Origin of the sequence: Streptococcus sp. 2018162, assembly GCF_019754175.1 — a bacterium.
Taxonomy (GTDB): domain Bacteria; phylum Bacillota; class Bacilli; order Lactobacillales; family Streptococcaceae; genus Streptococcus; species Streptococcus hashimotonensis.
The window spans coordinates 123,689-142,977 of sequence record NZ_JAIJZP010000001.1 but is presented as its reverse complement, the minus strand read 5'-3'; the positions used below and the strand labels follow the sequence as shown (position 1 = coordinate 142,977).

Here is a 19,289-nt window from a genome sequence, read left to right as displayed (position 1 = left end):
AATCAACATTTGCATAAAAAATCGAGCCCTTTCGAGCTCGAATATCACTAGGTTGTGTAGATGGTCGAAGCCGTCGCAATAATCTGCCATTGGTTGGCAGTTGTCGCACGAAAGCCCTTGTCCTGATGGAAGTCATCGTAAGGGAGAAGAGGCACTTCTAGTTCATCTAGTTTAGGCACTTCCTTGTTCAGATAGGCTTGCAAGCGCTGGATTGCTCGGCGAATGCGGGCATCCAAGCCCCCTAGGCGAATGTCCACCGTATCCAGACCAAACACCTTCTTCTCTACCATCCATTGGTAGCTGAGCGCTTGATAAAAGCTTTCTAGGTCTATTCTTAGTTGCTGCAAACCGTCAACTTGCTCTGCCAAGACCTGACGATTTCCTTCCTGATAGGCCTGACGAATATCTGCCGAAATTGCCGCCTTGGTCGCCAAAACCTGACACAACTTAGCCTGAGTATCAAAGAGATAGGCATAGCCCTTGGCTCGGCTTCCAATCTCTGCCAATCTAGGCGCTAATTCCTGATAAAAGGCACTGTCTTTTTCGGCATCAATATGCTCTTGCAACAAGGGGCAGAGAATATCCTGATACAAGATATAGCGACTAGGGTTGAAGCCGTGATGACCTGGACCAGGGTGGCTAGGTGTCTTATTTGGCAAATCCAATTGCTGGAAGTCATCTAGGGAAACTTGGTGTAGTTGATAGAAATGCCCAGCCAGACAGTCCAAATTTCCTCGGTACTGGAGTTCTGCCCAGGCATGAAGACTCGGCAAGATCGAGAAGGTGGCGCATTCCCCACCATTATCTCCCCAAGCAGTCACCGTCACTTCTTGGACACCATACTCTTGGCAGGCAGCATGGGCTTCTGGCGCAATCCGCATACTGAAATCATTATCAGGAGTAAAACCAATCCACTTCCAAGCCCCACCAGCAAAGGCAATCTGTTCTCCCAACTGCTGATGACTTGCTAGTTTTTGAGCATAACTCTCACGACTGGTCTGATAGTAATCCCAATAAATCAAGGTCACTCTGTCCTTGAGGCGATCCAAGTAAGCCTGAATTTCCGAATCAATTTCCAACTGACCGGTGTAATCCTTGCTCGCTGTCAACAACTGGAAGAACATATCACTCCACATACTACAATGGAAGCCATACTTGTCAGCAATATCCAAGACCCGTTCCAAGTGTTGACACATAATCAGACTTCGTTTCTGATAGCCATGTTGATTGAGGTATTGACCCAGCCCAACCAAGTGAGCCTCATCCATACCGATGTTAATAGTCCGTGTTTTCAGATGGGACAAGGCCTCAAACATCTTATCAATCAAGGCATAGGTCCTCTCATCCCCAATCAAGAGAATATTGTCCACATCTCGAATGGCCTGAATAGATGATATATTCCACTTGAGGTAGGCAATCAGATGGGCCAAGGTCTGGATGCAGGGGATAAATTCCATACCGTAACGGTGGCACTCCTCCTCAATAGCCTGCAATTCTTCTCTTGTATAGGCTCCTCGGAAATAGCCAAAATAGGGTTCCTCACGCAGTTGGTAGGTATCTTCCATATAAAGTTGGAAATGGCTGTAGCCCATCAAGGCCAGTTGTCTAATCAAAATCTTACTGGCTTCAACCGTCAGGACAGCATTTCGAGAACAATCTTCCATAAAACCGAGTTGACGGTAGGCAGGTCTTTCCTGGATCTGTATATCAGTCTCGCCCTGAGCCAGCTGACTGGCCAAAGCAAGCAAGCCTCGATAAATCATGTGTTCTTTGGGCGCACGGACACGGTAAGAACCTGCTGAACCTTCAATCCGCAAACTCTCCTTGCCATCGACTTCAAGTTCTAACTGGCAATCCAAACCCAGCCCAGAACAAATCTCTTCCAAGACCCTCTCCGACTGCTGTAACGAATGGTTTATCTGTAACATCATCATTTCTCCTTATTGTAGGGTCTTCATATAAGCACCCATGAGATTGGCATCCTGCTGATAGTGACAGGCACGAATAGCAGGTAGATAAGGAAATTCTTCTGGATATTCCCTTTGTATAGCCTCTAGTTGCTCCTGAATGGCTTGGATAAAGACTAGACTCTGGCTGATAGAGCCGCCGATTGCCAGCACTTCTGGCTCCAGGAAATAGGAAATATTTAAAATGCCATAGGCCAGATTGCGTGTCATTTCTTCAATGGCTAATTGACATACCTCATCTCCCTGTTCTGCTAGTTCAAAAATCCGCTTCCCATTCCAATCTTCCACAGCTTCCTCATATTGACTAGCAACCTGTCTGACCAAACTTCCAGTAGACGCAAGTTGGGACCAGTTTTTGAGAAGTCCCTTTCCAGTAGCAATCAGCATATAGCCAAATTCGCCACCGAAACCTTGTTTCCCACGGATGAGTTTTCTATCCACAATCAAGGCACCACCAATGCCTGTCCCACAGACGACACAGGCAAAGGTCGATAACTGGTCATCAACAGCCAATTCACTCAGACCGACACAATTGGCATCATTTTCCAAATATACAGGACAGCCATACTGACTTAATAAGTCATACCAAGATACACCATGGATATAAGGAACGGCACTCAGCCCCTGGATAATACCTGTTTCAAGGTCTACCGCCCCAGGTATACTGAGGGAAATGGCCTCCAAGCCGTCTACCGGCTGAATAAGACTGTCCATAAGCGCCAACAATTCTGCTAAACTGGCCGGTGTTGCCCATTCCTGTCGATGGTTGATCTGCTTATCTGAACCAATCAGGGCCGCCTTTATGCCCGTACCTCCAATATCAAAACAGGCTACTACCATATTCTTTCTCCTTTTCAAGATAGCCAATGACCTCTGTTCGGATTGCCTGAGGTTCAATCCTAGCCGGCAAAACCTCTAGTGGTTCTTCTAGCAAATCAACCCCTTCAGTCCACTCACTCCAGCCTGCTAACTGTTCCTGGCTCATATTGTAGTAACGGAGCAGAATGCGGTCCGAAGTTTCTGCCACCTTCAAAGAAGTCACGCATAAGCGGTCCTCTTCCAGTGCTGGATGACTCAAAAACTGATGATCACACGGCAGATGCCCACTATGGCTGGTTACTTGTTTGGTTAGCAGGTTTCCTTGGAAGGCTTGTGCTCTTTGGAAGCTGGCAAAACCTTCCTCTACCGAGCAAATTTCAAGGGCATAGTCCAACTGACATTCCCTCAAACACTGGGCTTCTGGTGTTGGGAAGTAGCCCCAATCTCCCAGCTCTCCAGTCGCACGAAGTAGTGTCAAAGCTATCTTGCCCCTGTCTAGGATTTCATACTCATGTAGGCCCTTACTCGAAACGGTCATGGCTTGTCGACCATCTGATAGACAAATAAAGCTGCGGTGACGCTGAGGATTGGACGGATTTTCCCAGGCTCGATGAGGCTGATTTGGACGTTCAACGACTTCAAAGATGGAATCCGCCAAGTGGTTCTCAGCTTCTATACCAATATCAAAGACTGCTCGTAAGCGATGGTCCTTGATTTGGTTGTGGAAATTGGTCTGGATGCGGATTTGTGGTTGATGGCGGTAGAGGGTCAGATAGGTAGTAAGAAGCAGGTCTTTCTTTTCCTGACTCCTTTGAGAGGTTCGATGTTTAAATTCTACCAGGCGCTTCTGTTCATCTTCCAGACTTGTTTCCATAGCTATAGGCAGTCGCAAACGATGAATGACCTTGGCAATGCTGACTGCTTCTGTTTGGTAGACAAGACCGAAGTCCTCTATCTGACCATAGATCGGTTGATCATTTTTAGGCGCCATAAAGATGTATTCATTACCCAAATCTCCACAATCTTCAAACCCTAGCCAATCTTTATAGGCTTGACCAGTTCTCTTGTCTTCTAGCAAGAGCTGACCATCCACCACGTCGATACGGTAGTAATCATTCTCAAACTGTTCACTTAAACGGCTATTCACCCTAGTGTTACCAATCGGCTTGACCTGATAGGTCTGCCATGAAAATGGTGCCTGATTTTCCACTACAAAGCGGACACGAATCTGACGAGCAAAATTGGCAGAGCGAAAAGCATCTTTTGGTAAATCGTAGCGGAAGTTGACACCTAGATCTTCAATTGTTGCCTCAAGCTCTTGGCCTTGACTGGTAAAGAGACCCAAGGCTGGCAGAGAAATAGCTGCCATGGATTGGAAGTGTTGGTCTAACTGCCCATCTCGGAAATCTTCCTGTTCAACAAGCAAATCAACTTCCACTAGCTGGGTTTGTCGGCAGGCTGTAGTATTGAAAACCGTAAATAGCAAGCCGTCTAATTGGCTAGAATCCACCTGCTTTTCCCACCTGTCTAGGGAGCGCTGGCTCAGGAAATGAGCGACTTGCTTGACCTTCTTAAAGCGAGTTTCCATCTCACTATGCACCTGGTCTACGCTACAGCCACAGATGCTATCATGGGGGGCATTCTGCAACAAGAGTTTCCAGGCATAGCGCAACTCATCTCTGGGCACCTTATCTCCTGTCATCACCACCAAGGGTTCTACAACTTGTTCCAAGAGCTGACTGGCTTGGTCATTGGCCTGCTTGAGATAGATTCTCGAAGAGGCCGTATTTGCCAAGGTGTACCAGCCATCTGTTTCCTGGCTAGTCAATTCTCCCTTGACGCGGCTAAGGTCCTCGGGTAACTCTTCCTTGACAGCAGCTATGTATTCTTCAAAGCTTGAATGAACAAAGTCTATATCTGGGTACAGTTTTCGGGCCAGTCGTAATGCTTGGCTGAGATTTTTCTGGACAGGCTGGTGATCACAGCCATTCATCAGCAGATAGTGGGAGGTTGAAGCGTATTTGCGGACATCTGCCAATTTTTTCTCCCAGAAAACACGCGCTTCCTCCTCATCAACTGGGATTTCATTGCCATTGCTGTACCAGTTAGCAAATAAAATTCCCAGAACCTGACTGCCATCTGCCCCCTCCCAAATCATCTCCGAGAAAGTGGACTGGAATTGGTCATCTCCCAGAACCTGATTATCAAAGCCAACTGGTTTGACCCCACGACCAAACAAGGCCACATCTATACCAGCCTGACGCAGTAGCTGAGGAGCCTGACCCATATTTCCAAAAGTATCTGGATAGTAGCCAATCTTCGGAGCCCGTCCCCACTTCTTGCTTTCCAAGTGGCCCAGAAGGGTATTGCGCATATTGGCCTCGCTGGTGATGAGGTAATCATCCTGCAAGATGTAAAAGGGTCCAATAATCAGCCGACCGTCCTGAATGTATTTCTTCAATAACTCTCGATTCTGCGGACGAATTTCCAGATAGTCATCTAGGACAATGGTCTGACCATCTAGATGAAAACTCCGAAACTCAGGATCTGTTTCAAATAAGTCAAATAGGTCATCAAATAGCTCTACTAAGCGCATCCGATGTTCTTCCAAAGGAAGATACCACTCCCTATCCCAGTGGCTATGTGAAATAATATGAACCGTTTCTTTTCCCATTTTATTCCTCCGGTCGTATATCATAATAATCTAAAACCAATTCGCAAAACATCATATTTGCCCAGGAGAACCACTCCCTAGAGTAAAGCGTCGGATCATCCACATGGAAACTCTCATGCATCAGCCCAGTACCGCCATCACAGGCCACCATGGTATCCAATAAGCGCGCTTTTTCTTCCTTGTCATCCGTCGTCAATCCTTGAATAGCCAAGGCAATCGGCCAAATATAGCGATAGAAGGTATGACTGGAACCAAGACCCGCAGCATAGTCTCCCTCGTAGTAATAGGGATTTTCTTGACTTAAAATAGTCCGACGGGTTGCCAAATAGATAGGATCATCTTTGGAACAATATCCTAGATAGGGAGCCGCCAACAAGCTAGGGACATTGGGATCATCCATGATCGACTGATTGCCCAATCCGTCCACTTCATAGGCAAAAATAGTTTCTCCCGCCTGATTCTTGGTCAGCCCGAAGGTCCGAATCCCCTGGTCAATTTCCTGCGCCAACTGTCTGGCACCTTCAGCCAAATCTGAGAATTCCTCACTGGCAAACAGCTCTGCTATTTCTCCTAAATAGCCCAAGACGACGACCGCAAACATATTTGAGGGGATGAGGTAAGGGTAGATACAGGCGTCATCGCTTGGACGAAAACCAGACCAGGTCATCCCTGTATAGGCGCAGGGAGCACCTTTCCCTTGGTGCGTGAGGGTATCCTCTAGCCGGTCAGTGTCCCGTTCAAAGCTATAAGGGGAGTTTTCATGGTGTTGCTCCAATTTCCAGAGTTGAACAATTTTTTCAGCTGCCCCAAAGAAGGTCTGGTTAAAATGACTGGTTTCCCCTGTCGCTTTCCAAAGTAGATAGGCTAGTTGAAGGGGGTAGCAGAGGGAATCCACTTCATATTTCCGCTCCCAAATCCAGGGACCCATCTGAGTGTGGTCGGTCTGGTGCCCCCGCCCATTGGCTGCCTGATTAAAGGCATTGGCATAAGGATCCATCAAAATAAAGGCCATTTGCCTCTCTACCAGACCTACAATCATCTGGCGCAATGTCTCATCCTTGCCTGCTAGGGCTAGATAGGGTTTGACCTGGGCTGTCGAGTCCCTCAACCACATGGCTGGAATGTCCCCTGTTAAGACAAAAGTAGTCCCATCCTCCAGCTGACTAATGGTCCTATCAAGCGTATCCGTATAACACCTTTCAAATACACTCCCCCAACTTGGGTGGTCTGCTGTTTTCTTCTGAATGTCCGTTAGCCAGTGCTCTATGATTTCTTTTGTGTAAAACATGATTTCTCCTTTTCATCCTTTGCTCAGACTTCTTCCAACCTCTATCTGGCAAGTCCCTATCATTTTCATTAGACACAAGGTTCCTAGTATCAGTCTATACAATTCCATATGCAAATCCTATACACAAATTAAACGCATTTTTACACAAATATTGCCAGTTTCGGAAAACGCTTTCTTTTTGCTCGCTTTCTCTATATAATAAGGAGACACCACTTATTATCAATATCGTCTTTTAGTTTACTTTTAATACTCGCTTCAAAGGTTTGGGGAACCTTTGAAGGCTGGAGATAGTGCGAACCAAGTTCGCTTCAAAAGCCGCAGGCATAACTCAATGCTTTCTTGTTTCTAGGCATTGACTTGAAACAGTCCCCCAGACTGTTTCAATCAGGCAAGGCGAGTTCAAACAATCCAGTGGAGTGTTTGAAGTTGGAAATAAGGAAACGGAGTTTCCTCTTATGTCTAAGTAATAAAAGTCAACTAAATGATGATAAAATAAAAAAGAAAAGGATAACCTATGCATACCTCCATCGTTTCAACCATTGACACCCGCTATGGTACTTATAACTCACATGCCTTTTCAAATGGAAATACCCTACCATTGACAGGGGTCCCTTTCGGCATGAATTATTTTGCTCCCCAGACCAGCGACCAGACTGGAAACTGGTGGTTCAATCCCTATGAACCTGTCTATCAAGGCATTCGCTTGACCCATCAACCCAGTCCTTGGTTGGGAGATTTTGCCTCCCTCCTATTGACGCCTGTCACAGGCGAATTAAGCCGAGATAGCCTCTTTCACCGTCAATCTAGCTACCAACTGGATCAGGCTGTTTTCCGACCTGACCTTCTTCAATTACAATCCAACCGCTATCGCTTGATAAGCCGTTTAGCTCCCAGCCGATACGGAGCCAGTTTTGAGATAGCGTCTTTTGCTAACCAGCCTGTCGGAATAGTCTTCTATTCATCTGGAAAATCCATTTATCGACTGCTCAATCCTCATCAATTGCTCATTCAGATTTTTCAGGTCAGCGCCTGCCAATCCCCTGATTTCTGCATGTATGCTCTCCTAGAATTTGAAGAGGAAATAACAGAATGCTATCATCTGGTCAAGGATCGCAAGATAGCTAAAACGGAAGTGGTGGGAGAAGATTTGCACCTTCGCATCAACTTCTCAAACACTTCTATCAAGGGGCGTTTGGCTACCTCTTTTATCAGCCCTGAGCAGGCCGCCTTTCTATTGAAAGATGTTCCTGACTTCCCCCAAGCCCAAAAACAAGCTGAAAGCACCTGGAACCAACTACTGGGCCGTATTCAGATTCGTGACAAAAAAACAGAAGACATCAATTTCTTCTACCACTGCCTCTATCGTTGCCTACTTTACCCACAGACTTTCTATGAACCTAGTCCTGATGGACAAGCCATTCATTTTGACCCCATCAGCAACCAGGCCAAACTAGGCAAATTTTTCACCAACAATGGCTACTGGGACACCTTCCGTTCCTCCTATCCTCTGCTTTCACTTATCTACCCAGACTATTTGGAAGAGTTTCTCCACGGCATTCTCCAACACTATCGAGATACTGGATTTTTACCCAAATGGCTATCACCAGACGAACGCGGTATCATGCCGGGAACCCTTGTAGATGGAGTCATTGCTGATGCGGCCTGCAAGGGACTTGTTCCTGATTTGATGGAAGAGTTTCTCCAGGCCATGATTGAAACCAGTCAAAAGACCGATGCAGATCAACGTTACGGTCGCCATGGCAGTCAGATTTACCGCCAGTTAAACTATCTCCCTCTTGATTTCAATGAATCTGTGAGCCATTCTCTTGATTATGCCTACAGTGATTGGGCTATCAGCCAAGTAGCAGAAAAACTGGGGAAGGACCAACTGGCTAAGCAGTACGCTCAAATGAGCCTGGGCTACCGACAGCTGTTCGATGACCAAGCAGGGTACATACGCGCCAAGGATAGACAGAAACAATTCCGAGCAGACTTTTCCTCGCTAAGCTGGGGAAGAGACTATGCCGAATGTTCTGCCCTACAAGCAACCCTGTCCGTCTTTCATGACATCGATGGACTGATAGAATTGATGGGCGGAAAAGAAGCCTTTACCACCTACCTCATCCAACTGTGCAATCAGGAAGCTTATTTCTTACCTGAACAATACGGCTATGAAATTCACGAAATGTCGGAAATGGCGCAAGTCAATCTCGGTCAGCTGGCTATTTCAAATCAACCGAGCTTCCATATCCCTTACCTTTTCCAATGGTCCACCAAACCAGAATACACTAGTCTGCTCATTCACAAAATCAGACAAACAGCTTTCAAGACAGGTTTTCAAGCCTATCCAGGTGATGAGGATAATGGTAGCCTTTCAGCCTGGTACATTTTCTCCTGTCTAGGCTTCTATCCTGTCTGTCCAGGAAAAGCTGACTACCAAATCGGACTTCCGCATTTTAAGGAAGTAGACTTGCTACTTGCAGATCAGCACACGCTGACCATTTCTACTCCAAAGAGCGATGCAAATTTCCAGTTTGTCAAGCAAGTTTCATTAGACAAACAAGTCATCCAAACCATCAAGCATAATCAGTTAGTGACAGCTAAGTGTCTGGAATTTGACCTATCTATACTTCCAAGCATAGAGGCATACTCTTAGAAAAATAAATAGTCAGGGAGCAAACCCTGACTATTCATTTTATTCACCTTGCTTTCTGAGCTTAGCTAACTGAGATAGGCCAGCCAGAGCCATACCAACTAACCCAAGAAGGACATACTTCTCCTGATAGGTATCACCAGTTTGTGGAAGACCGCTCTTCTGCAGAGAAGCATCTCTGATCTGCTTTTCAACCTGCGGGCTATTTTCTACCATTAAAGTCTTCTCCTGCTGGATAGGCAAACCGCTGCCGACCTCCACTATTTTCGGCTGACTCTCATTAGCAACTGTTCGTGAATACAGCTCGCGACGGCCATCACTATAGACTAGGTGAGCTACCATCATTTGACCATCCGCCCCCTCCTGAACAATTCGCTCTTTGCCCAGTGGCAAATCAGTGCTGGTCCGTTTGATGACTTGTCTCGGCACCAGCTCATAGGTCAAATCCATCCTCGGTTTTTCAGGAGCCAGTAAATTCTTAGGTTCCATCGAATCTCTTGTACCGACATGCGTTACCAGACTAGACTGTTCAAACAAATCAGTCCATTCATTGAGCAGCTCCTTCATCTCATCTGGACGAATACTATCTGAACCCAAAATTTTCTCAGTTTTTTCAAGTAAAGAACTCAGCTCAGAAGAATTTATAGGCGTATCTATTCCTTTCACCTCTTGGATTAGCTGATTGAGACGCCCAAGATCTGCTTGGTAAAGTTTCTCCCCATCCAGCTCCCCTAACTGTTTCTCTAAAAGAGTTTGAGCGGCTTCAACCTGCTCGACTGTCCGATTGGTATCTGCTACCACAGACTTAGCTTCTTCCAAGGCAGTTTGCAAGGCAAGTTGTGTCTGCTCACTAGAATAGAGATAGGCTGTTTGAGTTTGTAGAGCCTCAATTTCTGCTATTTTCTGTTTTAGATACTCATCATTGACGATTGGCTTCGGTGAAACAAGGACATCAAATGAAGTCTCCAAACCAGCATACCGCAAACCTAGGCTCTGACGCCCCTCTTTACGGGAATCGAAACCAACAATTTCTACTCCAGCTTCTGTCAAAGAGAAGGACTGAGTTGACTCATCGTCATAGATAATAACAAATCGACCATTTGTGACATCCAAATCATCTCCTACAACATACTGCACTTTTGGTAACTGTTGGATTTCTAGACCGACTGCTTTTTTCTCACCTTGGGCTATATCTTCAACAACATATACCGTCAGTGGCTGAGCAAGTGTTTCGCCTAGATAAGAAACGGTCAATGTTTGTTCACCTAATTTTTGCGGATCATATCCCCTTACTGTAACTGCCGGATTGGTGGTATTCACTCGTTCAGCAGGCCAATCTCCTTCAAAAGCTACACGGAATTGTGCTCCTGCAAGCGATAAAGGACTACCTTGTCGGTAAACTTTTTTCTCTAGGGGAGCTATCCATTCCATCGCTTTCACGACTTTTTCACCTTGCGGTACGCGAATGGCCAATAGATTGCTCCAATCCTTTCCTTCCTCCAGAGTACGGTAGTAAATGAACTCAGGCAGGGACTCAAAGCGAATCGGGTCGAATATAAGATTTCCTGACTCTGTCGATTCCAATTCTGCCAGTGGTTTTACGGCATCTGGGCTAGAATAAAGCGCTATTTTCCGATTGGCAGGGACATCCTTGAAACCTACTTGAATCTGATGATTACCGAGATGGCGAGCAACAGCATGGGTCATCGGAATGTTTGGTGTCTCCATGTCCAATTCTTCATACATGCGCCAATTATAAATACGAATGGCCTTCCAAGGAGTACCATTATCAGAAGTCAAGACATCCAAACGCCATTCCTGCGCTCGAATTGGCTTGTCCAATACGATGTCTGTCACATGATCACGATTGCCACGAACTTCTTTGGCTAACACCCAATCACCATTCTCATTTTTATAATAGAGATCGAAATCCTTGGTGTTCATTAAGCCATCATTGACCGATTCACCACCTGCACCAGCATGATCCATAGCCCATCGCACGACTGTCCGAGGTTGGGTCAAACGAATATCTACATGGCCACTCAACTGATGGGAAGACCATTTATCTGACAGACTGGTGATGGTCCCATTCAACATGCCCTCAATGCCTTCTCCACCTTCTTTTTTTGCAAAACTTGAACCGATGACTTCTGCTCCGAGAACAATGTTTTCTGCCAATGGTTTAGGAAGGCTAGTATCTTTCACCGTCATTTCCCAATCAAAGATAAACTCCCCTGCTTCCGAACGCAAACCGTTTTTCCCAACGGCATGAACTTTCAAAGCTTGGGTTCGACCTTCTGCCTGAGCAGAACGAACTAGCTGAGGGAGGTAAATCCTTGTATTAGAAGAACCTGTCAGCAATTTCCACTGTCCGTCAACCTGCGCATAGACTTCATAATAGTCTGCATCATCTGTCCCTGTAAAGCTAATCACAGCTTCAGCATCTTGGGCATTCTTCAATCGCTTAGCAAGGACTTGGCCATCTTTCGGTGCAGTAGGTGAAGTTTCTTGGTCATAAATAGCCAACTGCCCTAAACGAAAATCAAAATCCGACAGCGCTGCTTCATTTTCAACAACCACTTGGATACCGTACACTGTCTTTCCTGCCAGACTAGATAAATCAAAGGTCTGATCTTGCCAATCTCCTGATAGTTTAAGCAAGCGCCACGCTTCTTTATTCGCAAATTGATAATCTGGTTCAAGCGCTAGAGCTAGGGAGATATTTGCACCTTGCCCTCCTTTGTGCGCAACCCTTAAACGACTTGTTTCTGATAGAGGAATCTTGGTGGAATACAACTTAACTTCCTGCTTACCATTTTTTTCCAAATCGCCTGTAAAACGAAGAGAGTTGCCCCCATTATAGGCATCATCAAAATCATAAGCCGCAGCAAGCTTTTCACCACTTGCTTCAATCCACCACCGCCAGGTTGGTAAAATACCAGACACAGAGCGATAATTCCATTCCCCATCTTTGGCAACCTTGCCATCTACAAACCATTTTTTCCCGTGCCCTGTATTAAAGGAACTATTGAAATTACTGCTTGTAATAGCCGTCTTATCCGCAATGAGATTGGCCAAGCCATACCAATTTTTATCCGAAGGTTTCTGCTTGGTTGGATCACCTTGATAGCCTGTAAAGAAGATATTCTCGTTCTCATGATAATCCTCACCCGTCGCACCCAAACTTGTAATGGTATCTGGCGCAAACAGACCGAGTGATAATTTCAATTTCCCATTTTCATCAAACAGAGCATCCCAGTTAATTTGCGTTTTGTAAGAGCCTCCCCGTTGCAATTCAAATCCAGCAAAAATATCAAATGGATCTCGACCGATTCGTTTCGCCACTTCAATTGAATAGTTATTTTTCGCCCGTGTCCAGTTAAAATTCGCAAAGAAACGATCCGCAGGGACCTTGTCTCCTTCCTTTTCCATAAACGGATAGTTGTATTCACCCAAACCATCTTCGTGATAGCGACCATATTCGTAGGTCATGGCATCATACCAAGAATACGTAATCGGATAACCAATCGATTCTGCATATTCCTTGGTATAGAGCATGAAGTTTCTCATTGTTTCCCCTAGTGGTTGAACCAAGCTTCCTGTAGTCTCTTGATTAATGAAATAACCATCGAAACCATAGTATTTTGCCATATCTACCAACTTACGAGCCACAGGAAAACTTCCATCAGGATCCTGTCTCATAGAAGCCACAAACTTCTCTTGGTCTTCAATACTACTGGACCAATTGTAGAAAATCGTTCCCAAAACAGGCACACCATTACGGTGTCCAGCATCAATAACGTCTGGGCTAGGAATCAAGCCTTCCCAAAACACCATTGAATCAATATACTGCCAATAATCAAAAGCATAGGCTTTAAACTCTTCTCCCCCAACAGAGGCATGGTCTTTCGCCTTAGAGTTGGTATTTGAAAGAGCTTCTACCTTTGCATTCTCATTGGCTCTCTCATTGACGACATGCCCTCTAAAGCGCTCAACCAACTCTACAGAAGCGCGGTTCAAATCATCATCTGGACGAGCCCCCGGCTCCCAAGCAAGCACCTGATCCCAGTTATCAAACTTAATCTCTTTCGGACGAATTCCTTGATCCTCTACCTGAGGAAAATCAGAAAGCAACAGACCAGAATCCGAAGAATCTACCTCTTTATCTTCCGCTTCCTCTGTTTCCTCTAGTTTATTTTCTGGATTATCAGACGGAGTTGAAGGCAGTTTTTCTTCGTTACTATCTGATACAGATGCTTCTCCATTCAACTCTTCGGTCACCGCTTTCTCATCTGCTGAAATTGGTGATATTCCTTCCTCAGCTTCGGTCTTTTCCACATGTTCGTTCCCTACCGAAGAGAGCTCAACAGCTGGCTCTGACAAGCTGTCCACATTTTCTAGCTGGTCCGCAGAAACCTGTGTTCCAAATAAGGTCGCACCAATCAAAACAGAACAGGCACCTATTGTAAATTTTCGAATACCAAATCGCTCACGTTTGTCGAAATCACATTTTGTCATATTTTCCTCCTACACAATTGTAGTGCAACAGCTGTTCTCACTTTCCTCCTTTCCAGATCATAGTTGGCACATGCTACCTTTGATAGAATAGCTATCACACGAAGTTTATCAGGTTTTATTAATTCCATTGTACAGAGGAAAAATATGACCTTCAAGCCCTCATGGTCCCCTTCTTTAAATCAGATAAAAAGAACTTTAGTTTAGAGAAAACAAAAAAGAGGAAGTTTCCCTCCTCATTGTCTTAGTTAATTATTTTCTACAAAATCAATACACCAGCCCACCAGTTCATCCAGGCGTTCCATCTGCTCGGTCATGTGCAAATAGCCCAAAACCGCCTCAAAACCTGTGGACATTCGATAGGTGACTACGTCCGCATTCTTAGCCTTGGTGTGGCTATGGCTATTCCTTCCCCGCTTGTAGATTTCTTCCTCTTTTTCGGTCAATAGCTGAGCTTCTAAGAGGGCAGAAATCAGACTTGCCTGAGCCTTGGCCGAGACGTATTTGTTAGCCTCACCGTGCAATTGATTGGGCTTGGTCAGCCCTTTGAAGATCAAGTGCCGTCTGATATACATGGAATAGACAGCATCCCCTTCAAAAGCCAGGGCAATTCCATTGATGAGATTGACATCTACTGCCTTAGTCACGTGTCCACCTCACACCATCCTTGGTATCCAAGAGCTTGATGCCCTGGGCCGCCAATTCATCACGAATGCGGTCAGCCGTCGCAAAATCACGATTGGCACGCGCTGCTTGACGTTCTTCTATTAATGCTTCAATCTCGCTGTCCAAGACTTCTTCTTCAAAGACAATACCGAACACTTGCAGCATGTTTCCAAAGGCTTCTTTTACAGTTTCATCGTAGTTGCCAGAGTTGATCCATTTGGCAAAGTCAAAGATAGCCGTAATCCCATTTGCCGCATTGAAATCATCATCCATTGCCGCTTCAAAGGCTGCCAAATGCTGATCAAGAAGAGACTTATCCACAGAGTTTTGCACAGGTTGTGTATAAGTATTTTTCAGATATTTGAGATTGATTTCCGCATCTGAAATAGCCTTCTCAGTGTAGTTGAGTGGACGGCGGTAGTGCTGGGTCGATAGGAAGAATCGCAAGACCTGACCGTCAATTTGCTCCAACATATCATGGGCTGTCAGGAAATTGCCCAAGGACTTGGACATCTTCTCATCATTGATATTGAGCATGGCATTGTGCATCCAGTAGTTGGCAAAGGTTTGCCCTGTTTTGCACTCAGACTGGGCGATCTCATTGGTATGGTGAGGGAATTCCAAGTCCGCACCACCACCGTGAATATCAATGGTATCTCCCAAAATCTCTGTCGCCATAACCGAACACTCGATATGCCAACCTGGACGACCTGCTCCCCAAGGACTTTCCCAAGAAACTTCGCCTGGCTTGGTAGTTTTCCACAGGGCAAAGTCGAAAGGATGCTCCTTCAATTGACCTTCTCCCTCAACACGACCAGAAGCCCCAGCTTCTAAGTCAGACAGGGTTTTGTTGGCCAAACGAGCATAATTGGCTGCCTTTTCCACACGGAAATAAACATCGCCAGCCGCTTCATAGGCGTAACCCTTGTCAATCAAGACCTGCACAAAATCAATGATTTCGTCCATGTAGTCAATAACGCGCGGATTTTTAGTTGCTGGTTTGACACCTAACTTTGCCACATCTTCCTTGAAGGCTGCGATAAACTTATCAGACAGTTCCTTGGTTGTCATGCCAGCTTCATTAGCAGCTTTGATAATCTTGTCATCCACATCCGTAAAGTTAGAAATGTAAGCTACATCAAAACCACGGTATTCAAAATAGCGGCGGATGGTATCAAAAGCCACGACACTACGGGCATTTCCGATATGGATATAGTTGTAAACCGTCGGACCGCAGACATACATCTTGACCTTGCCCTCTTCCAAGGGCACAAAGTCACGCAAACTGCGAGTCATGGTATCGTAAATTTTAATCATAGTTTCTCCATTACTTCTGAGTATTCTTTAGGACTTGATACTTTTGATACAATTTTACTAGCCAATAAGCTGTCACTGCCAGCCAAATCATCCCTAGCTGCCAGTTTCCTTGGGAAAACTTAAGGATAGATAGAATTGTTCCACCGATGGAGGTCAACACATAAGGCCAGTTTTGTCTTACTAATTTTTTTAACATGATGTACTTTCTAATTTTCTTGCAACGGTCTTATCCGTCGGTTCAATAACTACAGGACTTGATTCAAATTCTTCTAGAAGCATATCAACCTTCTTTCCTACAAATGCGACGAATGGTGGCTGGCTTCTCGTAATTCTGCAAGCTTAGTCGTGTAGTGTTCACGGCCATCTTCCATGTCATGAATGACCTTCTCATCTTTTTGACCATGCACACGGACAATCTTAGCTGGCATGCCGACCACTGTCACATCTGCTGGAACATCGGCTAGGACAACGGCAGCTGCACCCACTTTAGCATTTTCCCCGATTTCAACAGGTCCAATAACCTGTGCGTGTGCAGAGACAAGAGCACCCTTTCGGACAGTTGGATGGCGTTTACCCGTATCCTTTCCCGTTCCACCAAGCGTTACGCCGTGGTAAAGCATGACACCAGACTCAATAATAGCTGTCTCACCGATAACCAAACCAGCTCCATGGTCAATGAAGACCCCCGAAGCAATCTCGGCACCTGGATGAATCTCAATATTGGTCCAAAAGCGCCAAAATTGGCTGTGCATCCGAGCCAAGAGTTTAAAGCCTTTTTTCCACATCCAATGGGACAGACGGTGGGCAGCCAAGGCCTTGACACCTGGGTAGGTCAAAAGAACTTCCAAGGTCGTCCGTGCTGCCGGATCTTTTTCTTTTACAATCTCAATGGTGTCCTTCCACCAACCCATAGTCACTCCTTCTAGCGAGAAGACAAGCCCGCTACCGAACTTGTCTACTCAGCTTATTTCTTTTCAACCTTGTGGAATTTGAATTCACCAAAGTTGTTATCTTTTTTCTCTTTGTTGTCTTTATGACGGCGTGGTCTGTCAGAACGTTCACGTTTTTCTGGTTCCACGTAGCCTTCTGGTTTTGGTAGAAGAGCTTTCATAGAAGCATCAATACGTCCCTTATCATCAATTTTTATCACCTTAACATCTACAACATCGCCAACCTCAACCAAATCTTCTGGTTTATTGACACGTGTCCAAGCCATTTCAGAAACGTGAACAAGGGCATCTGTCTTGTCAAAGAGGTTAACAAAGGCACCGAATTTCTCCAAACGAACAACTTTTGCCTGGAAGACTTCGTCCACTTTTGCCTCACGAACAAGACCTGCGATGATTTCCTTGGTCCGCTCAATCGCATCGCGATCTGGTGAGAAGATCGCCACAAGACCGTCTTCGTCAATATCGATTTTCACGCCAGTTTCTGCAATAATCTTATCGATGGTTTCGCCACCCTTACCGATAACAATCTTAATCTTATCTACATCAATCTTGATAGTGTCAATCTTCGGTGCAGTTGGTGCCAAGTCAGGACGAACTTCTGGGATCGTCGCTTCGATAACATCAAGGATTTCAAAACGTGCCTTCTTAGCTTGTGCTAAGGCTTCTTCCAAGATTTGTGGTGTAATACCGTCAATCTTAATGTCCATTTGAAGGGCTGTGATACCGTCACGGGTACCCGCCACCTTGAAGTCCATGTCGCCAAAGTGGTCTTCAAGACCTTGAATATCGGTCAAGACAGTATAGTTGGTGCCGTCTGAAATCAGACCCATGGCAATACCTGCAACTGGTGCCTTGATTGGCACACCACCTGCCATGAGGGCAAGGGTCCCAGCTGTGATAGAAGCCTGTGATGAAGAACCGTTTGATTCCAAGACTTCTGCTACCAAACGGATAGCGTAAGGGAAGTCTTCCAAGCTAGGCAATACCTGCTCAAGAGCACGCTCACCAAGAGCACCGTGACCAATTTCACGACGACCTGGTGCACCATAGCGACCAGTTGAGCCAACTGAATATTGTGGGAAATTGTAGTGGTGCAAGAAGCGTTTCTTGTACTCATCATCCAAACCGTCGATGATTTGGGTTTCGCCCATTGGAGCCAAGGTCAAGACAGAAAGAGCTTGCGTTTGACCACGGGTAAAGAGACCTGATCCATGAACATTTGGCAAGAAGTCTACTTCTGCGTCCAGCGGACGAATTTCATCCACACGACGACCGTCTGGACGGACCTTGTCTTCTGTAATCAAACGACGAACTTCTGCGTGCTCCATGAGTTCCAAGATTTCATGGACATCACGCATGATACGGTCAAATTCTTCGTGCTCAGCGTATTTTTCTTCGTAGGCTGCGATGACGGTCTCACGAACGGCATTGGTCGCATCTTCACGGGCCAATTTTTCTTCTACCTGCACCGCTTTTTTCAAATCGTCATTGTAAGCTGCAACAATCTCAGCCTGCAATTCTGGATCCACTTGAAGAAGTTCCACATCTGCCTTTTCCTTGCCGACTGCTGCTACGATTTGATTTTGGAAGTTAAGGAGTTCTTGAATGGCCACATGACCTTTCAAAAGAGCTTCCAACATGATGTCTTCTGACAATTCTTTGGCACCAGACTCTACCATGTTGATGGCGTCCTTGTTACCAGCTACTGTCAAGTCAAGGAGAGACTCTTCCATCTGTGCCTTATCAGGGTTGATGATGAGTTCACCATTGACATAGCCGACCTGGACACCTGCGATTGGACCGTTGAAAGGAATGTCTGAGATTGCCAATGCCAATGAAGAACCAAACATGGCTGCCATTGGAGCAGAAGCATCTGGATCATAAGAAAGCACTGTGTTGATGACTTGTACTTCGTTACGGAAGCCTTCTGCAAACATTGGACGAATCGGGCGGTCAATCAAACGAGCTGTCAAGGTCGCATCAGTTGACGGACGGCCTTCACGCTTCATCCAGCCACCTGGGAACTTCCCTGCGGCATACATTTTTTCTTCATAGTTAACTTGGAGCGGGAAGAAATCGCCCGTCGCCATTTTCTTGGACATAACTGCCGCTGTAAGGACTGTTGAGTCGCCATAGCGAACAACAACCGCACCATTGGCTTGTTTGGCAACCTGGCCAGTCTCAACGACCAATTTCTTGCCAGCAAAAACCGTTTCAAATACTTGTTTTGACATGAATTGTCTCCTATTTTTTCTGAAATTTTTCTTGCGTGTTTTCTACAAAAGACAATCAAACAAGCTTGTTTCACTCTCTTTTGCACAAAACCACGCATACTTCTTATTTTATCATATTTGACGGAAAATGTGGGGAATTGAGGAAGGAATTTGGGGGAAAATATAACCTGCTATATAAACAACCGAACGAAACGAATACTCTTCAA

At 45.6% G+C, this 19,289-nt stretch carries 10 protein-coding genes; 1 reads left to right on the top strand and 9 read right to left on the bottom strand.

What is annotated here, in order from left to right; all coding sequences use genetic code 11:
* Window positions 1-47: 47 nt before the first annotated feature.
* Genes K5Q22_RS00625 through K5Q22_RS00610 form a run of 4 tightly spaced genes read right to left on the bottom strand, consistent with a single transcriptional unit; the run spans window position 48 to window position 6,748 of the window.
* A complete protein-coding gene (locus tag K5Q22_RS00625; protein ID WP_398578135.1) occupies window positions 48-1,928 on the bottom strand; it encodes a beta-N-acetylhexosaminidase in 1,881 nt (626 codons plus the stop codon).
* A 12-nt stretch (window positions 1,929-1,940) separates the two neighbouring features.
* Complete coding sequence (locus tag K5Q22_RS00620) at window positions 1,941-2,807, bottom strand: ROK family protein (protein WP_205013406.1); 867 nt, start codon at window positions 2,805-2,807, stop codon at window positions 1,941-1,943.
* Window positions 2,788-5,460 (bottom strand): alpha-mannosidase, encoded by a 2,673-nt coding sequence (locus K5Q22_RS00615; protein ID WP_205013407.1) that lies wholly within the window; start codon window positions 5,458-5,460, stop codon window positions 2,788-2,790. The genes K5Q22_RS00620 and K5Q22_RS00615 overlap by 20 nt, the downstream gene beginning before the upstream one ends.
* Window position 5,461: 1 nt before the next feature.
* Window positions 5,462-6,748 carry a glycoside hydrolase family 125 protein gene (locus K5Q22_RS00610; RefSeq protein WP_205013408.1) on the bottom strand — a complete coding sequence of 429 codons (1,287 nt, stop codon included), beginning with the start codon at window positions 6,746-6,748 and terminating at the stop codon, window positions 5,462-5,464.
* A 514-nt stretch (window positions 6,749-7,262) separates the two neighbouring features.
* On the opposite strand from K5Q22_RS00610, the gene K5Q22_RS00605 reads away from it, so the two are divergent.
* On the top strand, window positions 7,263-9,404 hold the full coding sequence (locus K5Q22_RS00605; RefSeq protein WP_205013409.1) for a GH92 family glycosyl hydrolase: 2,142 nt from the start codon (window positions 7,263-7,265) through the stop codon (window positions 9,402-9,404).
* 39 nt (window positions 9,405-9,443) lie between these two features.
* Here the strand turns inward: K5Q22_RS00605 and K5Q22_RS00600 are convergent, their stop codons facing one another.
* From K5Q22_RS00600 to pnp, 5 genes are all read right to left on the bottom strand, one after another.
* Window positions 9,444-13,919 (bottom strand): endo-beta-N-acetylglucosaminidase, encoded by a 4,476-nt coding sequence (locus tag K5Q22_RS00600; RefSeq protein WP_205013410.1) that lies wholly within the window; start codon window positions 13,917-13,919, stop codon window positions 9,444-9,446.
* Window positions 13,920-14,164: 245 nt separating this feature from the next.
* On the bottom strand, window positions 14,165-14,563 hold the full coding sequence (locus K5Q22_RS00595; protein ID WP_205013411.1) for a Mini-ribonuclease 3: 399 nt from the start codon (window positions 14,561-14,563) through the stop codon (window positions 14,165-14,167).
* Window positions 14,556-15,899, bottom strand: coding sequence for a cysteine--tRNA ligase (cysS, locus tag K5Q22_RS00590; protein WP_205013412.1), 1,344 nt, complete (start codon window positions 15,897-15,899; stop codon window positions 14,556-14,558). Before cysS ends, K5Q22_RS00595 begins: the two co-directional genes overlap by 8 nt.
* A gap of 293 nt (window positions 15,900-16,192) precedes the next feature.
* On the bottom strand, window positions 16,193-16,810 hold the full coding sequence (gene cysE / locus K5Q22_RS00585; RefSeq protein WP_024400199.1) for a serine O-acetyltransferase: 618 nt from the start codon (window positions 16,808-16,810) through the stop codon (window positions 16,193-16,195).
* Between the two features lie 53 nt (window positions 16,811-16,863).
* A complete protein-coding gene (gene pnp, locus K5Q22_RS00580; protein WP_205013413.1) occupies window positions 16,864-19,083 on the bottom strand; it encodes a polyribonucleotide nucleotidyltransferase in 2,220 nt (739 codons plus the stop codon).
* Window positions 19,084-19,289 lie beyond the last annotated feature (206 nt).